General features: G+C 37.4%; 14 protein-coding genes and 3 tRNA genes. 4 read left to right on the plus strand and 13 right to left on the minus strand.

The genetic code is table 11. The features are described 5' to 3' along the window. Positions 1-8: 8 nt before the first annotated feature. The 4 genes from fabA to pspB all read right to left on the minus strand — a co-directional run bounded on the left by fabA (position 9) and on the right by pspB (position 2,416). The gene (gene fabA, locus ABXH34_RS00850; protein WP_353569960.1) at positions 9-524 is read right to left on the minus strand and encodes a 3-hydroxyacyl-[acyl-carrier-protein] dehydratase FabA; all 516 of its coding nucleotides are present in this window, start codon (positions 522-524) and stop codon (positions 9-11) included. 614 nt (positions 525-1,138) lie between these two features. After that, positions 1,139-1,459 carry a hypothetical protein gene (locus tag ABXH34_RS00855; RefSeq protein WP_353569961.1) on the minus strand — a complete coding sequence of 107 codons (321 nt, stop codon included), beginning with the start codon at positions 1,457-1,459 and terminating at the stop codon, positions 1,139-1,141. Positions 1,460-1,821: 362 nt separating this feature from the next. Further along, on the minus strand, positions 1,822-2,187 hold the full coding sequence (locus tag ABXH34_RS00860; protein ID WP_353569962.1) for a PspC domain-containing protein: 366 nt from the start codon (positions 2,185-2,187) through the stop codon (positions 1,822-1,824). Then, positions 2,177-2,416: an envelope stress response membrane protein PspB gene (pspB, locus tag ABXH34_RS00865; RefSeq protein ID WP_353569963.1), complete on the minus strand. Its 240-nt coding sequence runs from the start codon at positions 2,414-2,416 to the stop codon at positions 2,177-2,179. Before pspB ends, ABXH34_RS00860 begins: the two co-directional genes overlap by 11 nt. A 62-nt stretch (positions 2,417-2,478) precedes the next feature. On the opposite strand from pspB, the gene ABXH34_RS00870 reads away from it, so the two are divergent. Then, positions 2,479-2,844 carry a CZB domain-containing protein gene (locus ABXH34_RS00870; protein WP_353569964.1) on the plus strand — a complete coding sequence of 122 codons (366 nt, stop codon included), beginning with the start codon at positions 2,479-2,481 and terminating at the stop codon, positions 2,842-2,844. Between the two features lie 66 nt (positions 2,845-2,910). Here ABXH34_RS00870 and ABXH34_RS00875 read toward each other — a convergent pair whose 3' ends face one another. Next, positions 2,911-4,719 carry an ABCB family ABC transporter ATP-binding protein/permease gene (locus ABXH34_RS00875; RefSeq protein ID WP_353569965.1) on the minus strand — a complete coding sequence of 603 codons (1,809 nt, stop codon included), beginning with the start codon at positions 4,717-4,719 and terminating at the stop codon, positions 2,911-2,913. Positions 4,720-5,114: 395 nt separating this feature from the next. Between ABXH34_RS00875 and ABXH34_RS00880 the strand changes: the two genes are divergently transcribed. After that, positions 5,115-5,849 carry a Bax inhibitor-1/YccA family protein gene (locus tag ABXH34_RS00880; protein ID WP_353569966.1) on the plus strand — a complete coding sequence of 245 codons (735 nt, stop codon included), beginning with the start codon at positions 5,115-5,117 and terminating at the stop codon, positions 5,847-5,849. Positions 5,850-6,170: 321 nt separating this feature from the next. Here the strand turns inward: ABXH34_RS00880 and rsmD are convergent, their stop codons facing one another. The 7 genes from rsmD to ABXH34_RS00915 form a co-directional block, all read right to left on the minus strand. Beyond that, positions 6,171-6,728 (minus strand): 16S rRNA (guanine(966)-N(2))-methyltransferase RsmD, encoded by a 558-nt coding sequence (gene rsmD, locus ABXH34_RS00885; protein ID WP_353569967.1) that lies wholly within the window; start codon positions 6,726-6,728, stop codon positions 6,171-6,173. Beyond that, complete coding sequence (locus tag ABXH34_RS00890; protein ID WP_353569968.1) at positions 6,729-8,453, minus strand: AAA family ATPase; 1,725 nt, start codon at positions 8,451-8,453, stop codon at positions 6,729-6,731. It abuts the gene before it with no gap. 34 nt (positions 8,454-8,487) lie between these two features. Continuing rightward, a tRNA-Leu gene (locus ABXH34_RS00895) sits at positions 8,488-8,576 on the minus strand. 18 nt (positions 8,577-8,594) lie between these two features. Next, positions 8,595-8,668: transfer RNA gene (locus tag ABXH34_RS00900), tRNA-Cys, on the minus strand. A 46-nt stretch (positions 8,669-8,714) separates the two neighbouring features. Continuing rightward, positions 8,715-8,790: transfer RNA gene (locus ABXH34_RS00905), tRNA-Gly, on the minus strand. A gap of 449 nt (positions 8,791-9,239) precedes the next feature. After that, the gene (locus ABXH34_RS00910) at positions 9,240-10,379 is read right to left on the minus strand and encodes a PilT/PilU family type 4a pilus ATPase (protein WP_353569969.1); all 1,140 of its coding nucleotides are present in this window, start codon (positions 10,377-10,379) and stop codon (positions 9,240-9,242) included. 31 nt (positions 10,380-10,410) lie between these two features. Then, entirely contained in the window at positions 10,411-11,097 is a 687-nt protein-coding gene (locus tag ABXH34_RS00915) for a phytanoyl-CoA dioxygenase family protein (protein ID WP_353569970.1), read from the minus strand. 497 nt (positions 11,098-11,594) lie between these two features. Here ABXH34_RS00915 and ABXH34_RS00920 point away from each other — a divergent pair, with 497 nt between their 5' ends. Continuing rightward, positions 11,595-13,589, plus strand: coding sequence for a CHASE2 domain-containing protein (locus ABXH34_RS00920; protein WP_353569971.1), 1,995 nt, complete (start codon positions 11,595-11,597; stop codon positions 13,587-13,589). A gap of 54 nt (positions 13,590-13,643) precedes the next feature. Here the strand turns inward: ABXH34_RS00920 and guaB are convergent, their stop codons facing one another. Next, positions 13,644-15,116 (minus strand): IMP dehydrogenase, encoded by a 1,473-nt coding sequence (gene guaB, locus ABXH34_RS00925; RefSeq protein ID WP_353569972.1) that lies wholly within the window; start codon positions 15,114-15,116, stop codon positions 13,644-13,646. Between the two features lie 612 nt (positions 15,117-15,728). On the opposite strand from guaB, the gene ABXH34_RS00930 reads away from it, so the two are divergent. Further along, positions 15,729-16,225, plus strand: a 497-nt coding sequence (locus ABXH34_RS00930) for a hypothetical protein (protein WP_353569973.1), incomplete at its 3' end; no start/stop codon positions are given.

The following is a 16,225-nucleotide window of genomic DNA, read 5'->3' on the forward strand; positions in this document are numbered from 1 at the left end:
TGCTCCCCCTAGAAATTCTCTGTGGAAGTAAAAAGCCCAACCCGCAAATCTTTAGCAGTATAAATGCGCTTGCCATCTACTTCCATGTGTCCATCCGCAATACCCATAACGAGCTTACGTAAAATAACTCTTTTCATTTCAATCTGATAGGTTACTATTTTATTTTTTGGTGTGACTTGCCCTGTGAATTTTACTTCTCCAGAACCTAATGCACGCCCTCGTCCAGGTCCGCCCATCCAGCCTAAGAAAAATCCAACCAGTTGCCACATTGCATCTAAGCCTAAACAGCCCGGCATGACAGGGTCACCAGGGAAATGACAATCAAAAAACCATAAATCTGGATTAATATCTAATTCCGCTATAATTATTCCCTTATCAGCAATGCCACCTGTTTCAGTAATGGTTGTAATGCGATCAAACATTAACATTGGTGGCATGGGAAGTTGCGCGTTACCCGGCCCAAACATTTCACCTTGTGCGCATTGAATGAGCTCATCATATTCAAAACTATTCTTTTTTTGCATTCAGCTGTTCCCAGAAGACTTAAACGACATTGTTGGTTGAGTGAGATTTCAATAATCCTAAAGATTGGCAGTCTAACGAGGTTATCAATCCCAAAATCAGGAGTTATCTAAATTTTGAACCCTTACGAAGTGAACAGTATAGTATAGATTACAGATATATGAAAAATGCTTTTCTGCCAAAATTGGATTCTTTTCACAAAAACACTCAATATTGCCAAGCTTATATCAATGCAAAAATCTAAACTGACCTTGAATAAATAAGCCTAAAAACGCTTAAATATCTATACTAAGATAGACTGAATTTTGTGTAACTGGATCATTCAGTGACTGTATTTTGTTTTAACAAGTTACCGTATAGGCTGCAATTTGACATGAATTTTTGAGCAATTTTAACGTTATCTGGAATGTAGGTTTTTTTACCATATAACTTGAAAAAATAAGATACTTGTATACGATATGAACATGATGAAACCAGCGATTCAATTAGAAAATTTATTTTGCTTGTTTTTAGTCCATTTTGCGAACTAAAGCTTGATTTAAATTAGGCTGAGAGTTGGTGACATATTGCGTATCATTGGTTGTAGTGCGTTGATTTTCTGCATCGTCAAAACAAATTAACTTTTATTATGCTGCTCCATCCACTCGTCAACACAATCACCACAAAAAAAATTTTGAATCTTTTGAATTTTCTGCTTTGTTTCGTCTGACAATTCTTTATACCCATAAATAACTTCTGGTTCAAAGTTCAGCATTTTGAAACAATCATCGCAAATACAAAATTCTCCTGTGTAATCTTTATCTCGTATAATATTTCTTAAGTGAACGATGTTTATATGAAAATTACTTGGTATTTCTTTGTTAATTAATGCTTTGTAAAAATGTACGCATATTTCAGCAGGTGGAGCTAATCCATGTTTTTGACATCTAAAAATCATGTTAAATTTCCTTAACAGATTGAGGTTAAGAAACAACCTGAACACAAAGTAGTAAATTTAAATTATTTTAATGCTCAAGTTTACTAACAATTTTTACTGTGGAGGAGGTAGTGTTGAGATAAATCTTGCTCGCATGTAGTACAAGCCATTGGCATCGGCCGTATCGAACATTGAACAAAAAAGGTGTTTGTGTGTGGGTGGGTGGGTTGAGTGATTCACCTAGTCAAAACATTGGTAGTGGTATGAATCGTAGTGCAAAACTTTTTTTATGAGTAGCCACTTGATATTTCACAGGATTACCATTCAGTTTTTATCCTTTATTCAAATGGTAATGCCACTTAGGGATAGCTACAAATTATTTATTATTTTCCAGACTTTAGTGTCCATAATTTACATTGAAATTCAAACGCTTCAGAAATAACATAATTTTCTAAGTTTACTATTTTTGTTTCTAGCCCATTCAATTGTGTTTCAATATCGTTTAGTAATTCCGTTGGATTGCTATTCGTCACAAGCTTTTCAGGCTCAGGTGACTTATCCTCTAACATCAATGACATCACAATATAACTGGCAATAGTGATAAATGAGGTCAATGGGAATAATCCAAAAATAATTACTAATGTGCGTATCACTCCCACATCTTGCTGTAAAAACTCAGCCCAGCCAGCACATACGCCAAATAATTTGCCTTGTTGCGAATTACGATACAATACGGACTTAATCTTCATTTTGTTGCTTCCAATCAGGCACTATTTCATCCAAAATCGTTTCTAATATCACCACACGCTCAGCCAATTGTTGTGCTTGCTGTTGTAAAACTTCAATCCGTGCCTTATCATCGCTGGACAATTTGGCCGCTTTAGTGCGCATGGTGTAATGCAAAAACAGCCACAGTGGTATAATAAAAACGATAAAAAATACCACAATATTGCTTAAGTTGGTTACAATTGTTGCCATGGCTTATCTCGGTAGGGTTTAGATAACAAAATGCATTACACAGCCCATAACAAGGATACATTATGAGCAATCTCGCTAATGAAATTTATATGCTAATTGTATCGCATACTAAGTGGAAAAAGCGTTTACAGGAGATGGTAAATGCAGGTGAAGGCGATTTCGACAGTATGCTTAAAGAAGATTCTGAATTCTGTGAGTGGATTAAGTCCAATTCAGGTCAGTTTCAAGGTGATAGTCATTACGAAGCTGTGTCTAATTTGCACCAAGAATTCCATCGAGAGACAGAAAAAATTATTCAACTTGCAGCCGATAGTGACAAAGAAACAGCTTCCAAAGCAATGGATTATGGAAGTGATTATGAACGTTTGTCACAATTATTAGTTCAAAAAATTATCGCTTGGCATGATGAAGTCAGTAAAAGCCAGTAAAAATATTTAAAATAAATCAATAGTGTAAACCAGACATGAGTACGTCGTCTGGTTTGGTTTATTGACCTAATCCTGCTGCGCTTCTGCACTTTCTTCTTGCTGTAATTGCCACAAATTAGCATACGTGCCTTGCAATGCTAATAATTCTCCATGTGTACCCCGCTCAATGATCCGTCCTTGATCCATTACTAAAATTTGTTCCGCATCAATAATCGTAGACAAACGATGTGCAATCACCAATGTTGTATGATTAACTGCAATTTCTGCTAGCGCATTTTGAATCATTTTCTCTGATTTAGAATCTAGTGAAGAAGTCGCTTCATCAAAAATCAAAATCTTTGGCTGTTTTAAAATCGCGCGGGCAATCGCAACCCGTTGCTTTTCACCACCTGATAATTTTAAACCACGTTCGCCGACAAGCGTATCATAGCCTTTAGGCAAAGACTCAATAAAATCATGAATATGGGCTAATTTTGCGGCTTGAAAAATTTGCTCATGGCTGGCATTGGGTTTAGCATAGGCAATGTTGTAATAAATACTTTCATTAAATAACACTGTATCTTGTGGCACAATCCCAATTACAGCCCGTAAACTGTCCTGTGTTACATAACGTATATCTTGCCCATTGATTTGAATACCACCTTGCACCGTATCGTAAAACCGAAATAATAACCGTGCAATCGTTGACTTTCCTGCACCGCTGCTACCGACAATGGCAATTTTATGTCCAGCAGGAATATCAAAACTCACGTTATGCAAAATAGCCCGTTCAGCTTGGTAATGAAAACTAACATTTTCAAATTTAATACTGCCTGTTCCCACATCCAAATGGCTTGCATCGGGTTTATCAGTAATTTCAGGCTTTTCTTCCAATAATTTAAAAATCAAATCCATATCCACCATTGCATGTTTCATTGCACGATAAATCATGCCTAAAAAGCTCAAAGGGATAAATAATTGCAATAAGAAGGTATTAACCAACACTAAATCACCTAAACTCATCTTGCCTTGTAATACACCATAAGTTGCAAAAAACATGATTAAGGTGACACCAACAGAAATAATTGCGGTTTGCCCAAAATTTAATAGCGACATTGAGGTTTGGTTTTTAACAGCGGCATTTTCCCAAATATCCAAGGTCTCATCATAACGATTAAGCTCTAAACGCTCGTTACCAAAGGATTTAACTGTTTCATAATTAATCAAACTATCAATGGCTTGGCTATTGGCCTTGGATTCTTGGGTATTCATGATGTAACGAAATTCCATGCGCCATTCCATGGTCAAAATCGTAAATAAAATATAAACCGCAACTGTTGCAATCGTGATTAAGGCAAATTTCACATCATAATAAACCAGTAAAATGATAAAAATCAGCGCAAATTCGATAAAGGTTGGAACAATATTAAAAACCAAATAATTCATGATAGAGCTGACACTATGTGTGCCGCGTTCTAAATCACGGGAAATAGCGCCTGTTTTGCGTTCGAGGTGAAATCGAAGTGATAAAGCATGCAGATGTTTTAACACACTATTGGATAATTGACGCATCGCGTGATAACGCACTCGGGCAAAAATTGCGTCTCGCATCTCATTGAATAAGCCGCTGGCCAAACGTAATGCACCATAAGCAGAAAGTAACACAATCGGGATAAATTCAGGATTTTGACCAATGGTATCTAGAGCATCCACCAGTTCTTTCAATACAACAGGAACAGCAATATTGGCAACTTTAGCTAGAACAAGTGTTAATAGGGCTAATAAAACCCGCCCACGATAGTCCCATAAATAAGGCAACATGGAACGAAAATTTTGTCTATCATTACGTGGTTGTTTTGGTAAGTCAGTAAAACCTTTAGCATGGGCAGCTGTCATATTGGTAAAATTCAAGTGGTTAAACAAGCTGGCATCATAACAGGCTTATACAGACCAGTGAAGATAGGATTTAATCCAAATGTATAAAGCTTGATAATTATTTGAATATTAAGCAATATATGATTTTTGTTATATTGAGTAGTATACACCCCTTATAATTTTATAATATGCCCCACTATAAATATTTGTAATCATTAATTACAAATGAAACTATGGATTGTAAAAATAGCATAGAGTATGTAACAGAGCTCATAATATAATTTTTGTTGTGTTGAGTAGTATACACCCTCTTGCAATTTTGAATATGCACCACTATGTTGTTGTAAAGTCCTAAAGAAACTATAATAAACGGAACAAATAAATTTTTAATACTTAAATCATTATGGAGATGTATCATGGGTTTGTTTGATAATATGAATAAACAAAATGTGCAAGCAAAAGTCCCTCAAAGTGGTCAAGCGCAATCTGTTTTTTGGAATGATGAAGCAACAGCACCTAGTGTCAGTGACACTAATAAGTTAATTCGCAACACTTATACTTTGTTATCTTTAACATTGTTCTTCAGTGCGATTACGGGTGGTATTGCGATGGTAATGAATGCAGCTCCTATTCACTGGATATTATACTTAGTTGGTTTCCTTGGCTTATTCTTCTTAACCAATATGCTAAGTAACAGCGTATGGGGCTTAGTGTCTGTTTTTGCATTAACTGGCTTTTTAGGCTTTAATACGGGCGGCATTATTAATGTTTATTTAGGTCATTTTGCAAATGGGCAACAAATTGTCACATTGGCGTTCAGCATGACAGCCGCTATTTTCCTTGGCCTATCAGGCTATGCCTTGACAACGAAGAAAGATTTTAGTTATTTGGCTTCTTTCTTATTCGCAGGTGTGATTGTGGTGTTAATTGCAGCAGTAGCTAATATTTTCTTCCAAATTCCAGCATTGTCTTTGGCATTATCTGCAGTCATGGTATTGTTGATGTGCGGTTATATTTTGTATGACACCAGCAATATTGTGAATGGCCACGAAACAAATTACATCATGGCAACCGTTGCATTGTATGTGGATATTTACATTTTATTCATAAACTTATTGCAATTATTAGGTGCATTGATGGGCGAAGAATAGCCAGCAGTATATTAGTTGATTAGAAAAAGTCTCTGGGAGTGATCTCAGGGGCTTTTTTATTGGATAGAAATTATGATGAAATATGAAGGTATTTTGAGCATTTAAGAAATCAAAAATTAGACTTGGTAAATTAGATACGCCTGATGTGGAATTAAAATAAGTTTTATAAAACAGATAGTTATGAGAACTGTTTTTGAAGAGCTGACATATCTGTTTATTTAAATATCAAACACTTACAAAATCATTCCACATCAACCGTTAGATATAAAAATACGGCATTTTGATTTTAAGGGATTGATTTACTTCTATATCAAACTGAGATTAAAATATTTGTCTTTCTAACAAACAGTAATGAACCTGCCCCGCTATTTTGTCGCGAATTAAATTCCAATTATAAGGAAGAGCGACTGAATCTAATTCTTGTTCCATTTCAATATAAATGAGTGCATATTGGCTCAGCCATTGATTTTGCTCTAGAGATTGGCAACAGGCCTCTAATAAACTTTGTCTAAAAGGCGGATCAATAAACACAATATCAAATGGTTGGGATGGGGGAATTTGAAGAAATCTAATAGCATCGGTCTGAATAAGCTCAATTTTATCACTACCGAGTACCTGCAATTGCTGGCGTAGACTATTTGCAATTTGGCGATCTTTTTCAATTAATTGGACAAAACTTGCACCGCGTGAAACGGCTTCAATCCCTAATACACCAGAACCTGCAAACACATCTAAGCAACGACGTGTAGGCAAATGCCACTGTAACCAGTTAAATACGGTCTCTCTGATTCGGTCAGTCGTCGGGCGTAAACCTTGTCTATCTAAAACGTTAAGCTTGCGGCCTTTCCAATTACCACCAATAATTCTAACTTTACCCATTTATTTTAATTGTGGCCCTGAACCAGAATACGCATCAAGTAACAGCATGGTTTGTTCACCAATAATGCCATCAACTAAAAGTCTTTGTTTACGCTGAAATCCAACAACACGCCGTCGTAAACCTTTATCAAATTTAGCTGATAAATCCGCATCTGCTACTTGTTTATTTTCTAAAATATTCAAGCGTTTACGCACCCATCGCACATCATCATGGGTGATACCTGCACGTAAAATAGGTGTTGGCACGCTTGGCGGTCTCCATAACAATAAAAATTGTCCCAACCAATAATCGTTAATTTGCTGTTTGGAGAAATCAAAAATCTTACCATCAAAATTAAGTGTTACTAAATCATCTTGAATCTGTGTCACAACCGCATGATGCTGTTCACCTAATTCGGTGACTAATTCAATCACTGTTGGCCGATTGTAATTTTTAATATCTTTCCATTTGCCTGTTTGATACACACAAGATAAACCTTTACTCAATGCACGCTCACAGGCTGTATTACCTGACAAACCATTGTAGTCCATACCCCACAGTTGGAATAAGGTATCAAAGGCCGCTTGGGTATTACTTGGAATCCCATCATTTTCTAAAATGCTGAGTAAAGTCAGTTCAATTTCTTCAGGCTCATTACCCGTGCTAACAGGTGACGTTTCATCAGGTAATGCATTCACATCAACAGCAATCACTTCTCCAGGATTGGGTATAATCGCTAATGGATTTTCTGGTGACGTGGTATATCGAGGAGTTTCAGGCTCTGCTGTATGTACAATTTCCGTTTCAATTGGTCTTTCTAAAGTAGATTGGGCTGACATGATTTGTGAGTAAGTTGCCCACCAAATTAAGCCACCAAATAATACAACAACGGCTAAAATAGCAGATGTCCAACCCCAAGGTGAGCGGTGTACAGGGCTTTCTACTTGTACCTTTTGAATCGCTTTGCGCACTGCGGCAACATCAACTTGCTGTTTATTAACGACATAAGCATTTAATAAAGCTTTATCACAAATGACATTGGTTAAACGAGCAATACCTTGAGTATAACGATAAACATAACGCGTGGCAGATTTGGAAAAGAATTCACTTTCAGCGCCACTGACGGTTAAGCGATGATGAATATAAGAACACAATTCATTATAAGATAGTGGTTTTAGATGAAAGCTGGCCGTGATGCGTTGAGAAAGTTGACGAAGGTTTTTTTGTCTAAGCGTTTGTTTTAATTCAGATTGTCCAACTAAAACAATTCTTAACAAACGGTCTTCAATGTTGCTGAGCAAACGAATTTGTTCTAATACTTCAACGGTAAGGTTTTGCGCTTCATCAATAATTAAGGCTGTTTTGCGATCTACAGAATCCGCTGTGACCAGATAATTATTTAAAATATCGGTGTATTCTTTAATTGTGAAACTGTCATCATAATGCAAATGCAGTTTATCAAAGATAGCAGCAAGCAATTCTTGAGGGGTCAAACAGGGATTTGAAAGTAACGCAACATCAAAACCATCCGCTAGTTGATTAACTAAACGATAGCTTAATGTAGTTTTACCTGTACCGACTTCACCTGTCAGCAAAATTAATCCACTGCCTTCATTAACGCCTTGTACTAGATGCTCTAAAGCTTCACGGTGCTGCGCACTTAAATAAAGAAAGTCTGGATCAGGAGATAGGGCAAAAGGGATTGTTTTTAGCCCGAAATGTGAAGTATATGCGGCGGTATACATGAGCTTCGACCTTATGTCGTTTCCGCATGAAAGTTGGTACCTAGGGCCGGACTCGAACCGGCACGGTGTTTATGCACCGAGGGATTTTAAGTCCCTTGCGTCTACCAATTTCGCCACCTAGGCTTTATCGTTAACTTAATATGGAGGCTGAGACCGGAATCGAACCGATGTAAACGGCTTTGCAGGCCGCTGCATAGCCACTCTGCCACTCAGCCCTAAATCAAATTCTTTTGATACTAAATAGGATTGCAAAATATAAATTGGAGCGGGAAACGAGACTCGAACTCGCGACCCCAACCTTGGCAAGGTTGTGCTCTACCAACTGAGCTATTCCCGCATCATTTAAAAGACTGCTATTTTACAATTTTTAAATATCTTGTCAACAATTTTCTTTAAAATCTGTTGAATACTGCTTAAACCGCTACAAAAGCCACTTATTACTTGATTAGCTGTCTAAGGTCGCGCATTATACCAAGCTAAATATACATTGCAAGGGTTTTCCCACATTTTTTATAACTATTTATAACTTTCTCGTAAAATTAGTCGTTTAAAAAGTGTTGAACAAATTGATTATAATAGGTAATTCAAGACAAGCTAATTTAAATGAAATGGGCATAGATAGCAGATGTAGAAAAATGGCTGGCTGAAACATTGATAAATAATAATGCGTGATAAATGTTGGAATCACTGAAGTTTAAATAGGCTTTAGAGACCCTGCATTATCCATTTGCAATGGCAGGGCTATATAAAATTTGAGGCAACTGTTTTATGAACAGAGCAAAATAATTACTTTTCAGTTTTCTCTTCTAAACTTAAACCGCCTGTGGATAATTCACCACCTGCACGTTTACTTTCTAATTTAATCTTCAAACGTAATTCATTTGCAGAATCCGCATTTTTCAACGCTTCTTCTAATTCAACTTGTCCATTTTCATGTAAATCAAATAAGGCTTGGTCAAAAGTCTGCATCCCCAATTCACGCGATTTTGCAATAATCGGTTTAATACCGCCAATATCACCTCCAGCAATCAGCTCAGCAATCAATGGCGAGTTAATTAAAATTTCAATTGCAGCACAACGTCCACCTGTTACGGTTTTAATCAGACGTTGTGAAATAATAGAACGCAAGTTGAGTGAAATATCCTGCATTAATTTTTTCTGTTTCTCAGTCGAGAAGAAACCCAAAATACGGTCAACAGCTTGGTTAGCATTATTAGCGTGTAAAGTGGCCATTGCCAAGTGACCTGTTTGTGCGAATTCTAAACCGAAGTTCATGATTTCCGCATCACGAATCTCACCCAGTAGAATTACATCTGGTGCTTGACGTAACGTATTATGTAGAGCGGCTTCCCAACTATGGGTATCAACACCGACTTCACGCTGGGTAATAACACAGTTTTTATGTGGATGAACGTACTCAATTGGGTCTTCAATCGTAATGATGTGGCCATAACTTTCACGATTACGATGATCAACCATCGCAGCCATCGTGGTAGATTTACCTGAACCTGTACCACCAACCATCACGATAAGTCCATTTTTTGCCGTAATCACATCTTTAAGTACCACAGGTAAACCTAACTTATCAAAATTAGGCACTTCAGCTGCAATGACCCGCATGATAATACCTTGGCAACCTTGTTGTACAAACGCATTAACACGGAAACGGCTGATACCCGGTGGACTAATCGCAAAGTTACACTCTTTGGTTTCCTCAAATTCTTTGAGCTGCTTATCATTCATAATACATTGAGTTAATGATTTAGCATCTTCAGCAGACAACGGCTGCTTCATCATGGGAACCATTTTACCCTTGGCTTTCATTGCAGGAGGAAAACCCGCTGTAATAAATAAATCAGAACCGCCTTCCTTAATCATGAGTTTTAATAATTTAATCATTAAACCCATGGCATCTTGTCTCTCCATTCACACTTCTCCTTTTGCGACTGATAATTTGTTAATGGATGGTCTCATACCATTGTAAAGGTTCAGGTAATGCTTGAGCTGCAAATTCAATATGAATCACACGTCTTTGGTTCAGTGACAAGTTTTTATGTGACGCATGTAGCAATAAAGGCCGCATAAGTAATACATCACCTGCTTGAGCTTCACAAACCACAACAGCATCATTTTCTATCTTATTATTTAATTCAGCTTTGGGAATTTTACCCTGTTTATGTGAACCTGAAATAACCCGCAACGCGCCATTATCAACACTGGCATCATCAAGGTGGATTCTCAAAGTCAGCATATTTTCTAATAAAGTATCAGGTGGTTGTACATGATAAATACCCTGCTTAGTTGACCAACGATGAAACCCATTCATGTAAATTTGTTGTTTAACTGTAATATTTAAATCTTGATGCCATGCAACATTCCAATTGTGTCCCAAAGTCTTATTAAAATAGAGTGCTTTAACAGGAAACGCACTTTTTCCAAGTACCGATTGAACAAGCTGTTGAATCGGTTTTGACTGTACCAGTTGTTTGACAATCGGATATTTGCTAAACACGTCCCGAAGGCCGTGAATACTTTCTTCTGTTTTTAATTGATGGGTTAATTGTGCAATGGTTTCTGCATTTAAAACGGATGGGCATAAAGCAAAACCGTGGTGCTGAATGTGTTGGGTATAGGGTGAAATCATAAGATGTGCAACTCTATCTTTTTTTATAGCACTATAACATAGTCATTACAGCCTTTGTGCTAAGTCAAATAGGTTTTAGTGGTTTCAAATTAGTGAAATCTGCTTTTTTCTATTTGCAAAATGATGGCTATCAAATAAGTGTCAATTATCTAAATTTATCTGGCATTAGTAAAATCAATTTTTCAGGTTGGTTTGTCTCAGTCCTCGATTTTTTGACAGACAATATACTTGAACCTTAAATAAAAATAAACCATATAAACAAAAGTTTATTCAAAATATCATTACTTAAATCATTTCTAATGTCACTCTCTACTCTCTCACTGGAACATATTTTGCGCTAAGGGATATTGATAACTTAAAGCCCAGTGGCCTCTCTTATATTTAGGTAGCGATAACTACTGAAGATATGACTTAAAACTGACAGGTAAGAGACATACGTCACAATGCGGTCAACTTTAAATATATTTAAACCATAAACAAAATAAAGTGAGGATGTAATGATTACTCAACGTAAAACCTTGCGTTACATCTTAAAAAGAGTTTTATATTGGCGGCATTACCCCATCATGGTGGGTCTAATCTTAGCGCATCTTGTATTCTTTGCTATTTTTGGCTTGCATAGTTATGGCAAATTAGAAAGCTTAGATTTAGCTTCTTATGATTGGATGCTGACCCAACGTGCTCAAACCAATGAATTAGACAGCCGTATTACCATGGTATGGATGACAGATGAAGATCAAAGGCAGTTTGGCTGGCCATTGACGGACGCAAATTTAGTCCAAGCATTTGAAATCTTATTAGCTAATCAACCTCGGGTTATTGGTTTAGACCTGTATCGTGACTTGCCAGTGCCAATAAATCAACAGCCTGCATATGAACGTTTGTGTCAAATATTTAAACAAAATAAGCATATTATTGGAATTGAAAAAATAGCCGATGCGTATGGGATTCACGTTGATCCATCAAGCTGTTTGTCGACAGAATACCAAGTTGGTTTCAATGATTTAATTGTAGATCAGGGCGGTACGATTCGGCGTGGCTTGTTCTTTATGACTGAAGAAAATGGGCAAACAGTATGGTCTTTTAGCTTACGTCTGGCATTGAAATATTTAGAATCAGAGGGGATTCAATTACAAGGTCGTACTGATAGTAATGATGGCTATCTGGGTCAAGGTATATTACCCAGACCATTAACAGAAAATTTTGGCAGCTATGTTGATATTGATTCCGCAGGCTATCAATTCTTAATGGCGTATCCGAATGCACCACGCGAATTTAATAGTTTAACCTTTAACCAATTATTAACAGGTAATTTTGATCCGCGTTTATTACAAGATAAAATCGTAATTCTAGGTACGCGTGCAGAAGCAACCCCTGACTTTTTCTATACCCCAATTGATAATCAACGTATTGCAGGGGCATCTATCCATGCGTATACAACCAGTCAATTACTGAACATTTCACGCGGCAGAGATGATGCCTTGCTCAGTTGGACAGAATCGCAAGAAATGTTATGGATTTGGATTTGGGTGGTTTTAGGGGTGATGGCATGTTTGTTCGTTGCTCAAACGGCAGTGGATTATGTGGCTTTGATGCTGGGTGGTTTATTGGTTCTGACCTTAATTGTGTACAGCAGCTTTATGATGGGATGGTGGTTATTGCTTGCACCGCCTGCACTGGGTTGGGTTGTATCAATGATTTTGACCGTGGCTTATCGCTCTTATCAGCAAAGTGATGAACGCAAAATTTTGATGAATTTATTTCGCAGCCATGTATCCAATGACGTGGCAGAAATTATCTGGCAATCGCGCGACCAATATTTACATCAAGGCCGTTTACGCCCAAAGCGTGCCACCGCCACCGTATTATTCGCGGACATTAAAGGTTTTACTTCTGTATCGGAATCAATGGAACCCGATCAATTGATGGATTGGTTAAATGAATATATGGATGCGATGGTACACATTGTTGAAAAACATCAAGGACAGGTCAATAAATTTATTGGTGATGCGATTATGGCAACGTTTGGAATGCCTATTGTAGAGTCTAACGAAAAAGTGATTGAACAAGATGCGGTGAATGCAGTGGAGTGTGCGCTAGCGATGCGACAAGAAATCATTGAATTGAGTGCACAATGGAAACAATATAATTTACCCGAAGTGAAAGTGAGAATTGGAATTTATACAGGGCCTTTGGTTGTCGGCAGTTTGGGTAGTTCAAAGCGTCAGGAATATACAGTGCTGGGTGATACGGTCAATACGGCTGCGCGGTTGGAAGGTTTTAACAAAGAATTAGATATTGTTAACCCATGCCGAATTTTAATCGGTGAAACCACTTTGAAACATTTAGATGATGATTATCAAACTCAATATGTGGGTACCGTTAATTTACGTGGCAAAAAAAGCCCTGTAACAGTTTACCAAGTTCAAGATAAAAAAAACCGTGTTGTAACCCAACGTAGTTTTAATATGACATCTGACGTGTTTGTTTAACATGAGGTATAAGCGTGTGCCAAGCGGTGAAACTTGGAACACGCCATCGCATGACTAGGATGTTTCGGTACGATAATTTGGTGCTTCTTTGGTAATTGATACATCATGTACATGACTTTCACGTATACCTGCTGAGGTCACTCTTACGAATTGCGGTTGTGTGCGCATGGTTTCAATATCTGCTGAGCCGGTGTAACCCATACTGGAACGTAAACCACCTAATAATTGGTGAATCACGCTTAATAATGTGCCTTTATATGGTACACGGCCTTCAATCCCTTCGGGTACGAGTTTTTCCACATCGTGTTCGTCTTGGAAATAGCGGTCTTTTGAGCCGTGGGCTTGTGCCATCGCGCCTAATGAACCCATACCACGATACGTTTTATAAGAACGACCTTGATATAGTTCCACTTCTCCTGGGGCTTCTTCAGTACCTGCGAGTAAGCCTCCAATCATCACTGAGTATGCACCTGCAGCAATCGCTTTAGAAATATCACCAGAAAAACGCACACCACCATCAGCAATTAAGGGTACGCCTGTGCCTTCCAATACTGCTGCAACATTAGAAATCGCCGTAATTTGTGGCACACCAACACCTGCAACAATCCGTGTAGTACAAATTGAACCTGGTCCAATACCGACTTTCACACCATCCGCACCTGCATCAAGCAGAGCTTTAGCCGCACCTGCCGTCGCGATATTACCGCCGATAACATCAACATCAGGAAAATTATTTTTAACCCAACGTACACGATCAATCACACCTTTAGAGTGACCATGTGCTGTATCAACTATAATGACATCCACTTCTTCATTAACTAGGGCTTCAATTCTGGCTTCCGTATCTTCACCCGTACCGACTGCTGCACCAACGCGTAACCGTTGTCTTTCATCCTTACACGCATGTGGCTTTTCTGTGGCTTTTTGAATATCTTTTACCGTAATCATGCCACGTAATTTAAAGTCATCGTTTACTACTAAAATCTTTTCAATTCTATATTTATGCAATAATTCTAGAATTTCTTCTTTTTCCGCATTTTCGCGTACAGTAACCAAACGTTCTTTTGGTGTCATGATGGTTGAAACTGGATCAGCATAATGGGTTTCAAATCTTAAATCTCGACTGGTCACAATCCCGACTAAATCATCATTATTGTCTACGACAGGCACGCCAGAAATATTATGTGCTCGGGTTAATTCAAGTACTCTGCTAATGCTTGTATCAGAAGAAACAGTAAAGGGATCGTTAATAATGCCGCTTTCAAATTTTTTGACTGTATGCACTTGACGAGCTTGTTCTTCCACTGACATGTTTTTATGAATAATACCCATGCCGCCTTCTTGCGCAATGGAAATCGCTAAACGGGCTTCGGTCACGGTATCCATCGCCGCAGAAATAATAGGAACGTTGAGCGTAATATTACGGCTTAATTTAGTACGTAAGTCGACTTGTTTAGGTAATACTTCAGAGTAAGCGGGAAGTAGCAACACATCATCAAATGTGAGGGCTTCTTGGAAAATACGCATGATAATCTGCTCTATTAATTTTTAAAAATGACGTATCTTACACTATTTTGGGTGGGCTTGTTGATTGTCAATAGAAAGACAGTAAGTTTGGATTTTTGGTAATGATTATGTGCTTTCAACAAGATTGTTTTTTGTATAAAAAATTATTATTAGTGGCTTTAAATTTATTTAATAACCATATATTTAAAATGGGTTTGTTTTTCTGATAGATGGTTATTTATAAGGTTTTTATATTGCATATCTTTTTCGATATATAAAACCAATATCGTTTAAAGTATTGGGTGGGTATCTAAAATAGTTATTGCTCATTGACTAGGGGTAATAAATCTTATTTAATAAAATGACTTAAAAACTGGATAGAAATCTTTATATACTGAAATTTATCTCAGTAAAAAGAGGGTTTTTAGGCTTTATTTAATTGAACCCAAATGAAAAAATACATTTATTCCGTTTAAGATTTTTTAAAGACCATTTATACATTTTTTTATATAAAATACTCAAAATATTCTTGATATAAGTATTGATTCAGCCCCAAATTAAATTGAGTGGCTAATAAAACTTTAATTTTTACATTTTATCTCGGTTAATATACTTGTTAAGCAGGGGATTGCTATGAAACTCAGACGTTTAATTTCTGCAACATTATTAGGTGGCTTTATCAGCTCATCTGCATTTGCTGCTAATTTAGTGAATGCACCATTAATTGATGGTCGCTTTAACAAAGCGTCTAATTATGATATTGAACTTGTGAGCCAAGATGGTACAACTTGGACTTATAGTGTATCCAAAGTAACAGGACATGGCTTAAGCCATTGGGTGTTAGGTTTAGCAGAAAATTGCACAGTCGTGAGTTCAAGTCCTTCCCATGATGGTCTTCAAGTTGACCCAAGCGTGGTTAATCTTGGTGGCCCTTCATTCTATGGTATTAAATGGAATTCTTCAGGCGGCACTTTCTCTTTTACTTTAGATCAAGCTTATGCTGCAACTAACTTAGATGTTATGGTGAAAGCCGCAACAGGTTATGGTGTGACAGCAAATTTAACAGGTCCTGATTGTGCTAACCCTATCAGCGGTGGCGGCGATACTGGCTCAGGTGACACTGGCTCAGG

The sequence above is a fragment of the Candidatus Albibeggiatoa sp. nov. BB20 genome, from assembly GCA_016744725.1.
Classification (GTDB): Bacteria; Pseudomonadota; Gammaproteobacteria; order Beggiatoales; family Beggiatoaceae; genus Albibeggiatoa.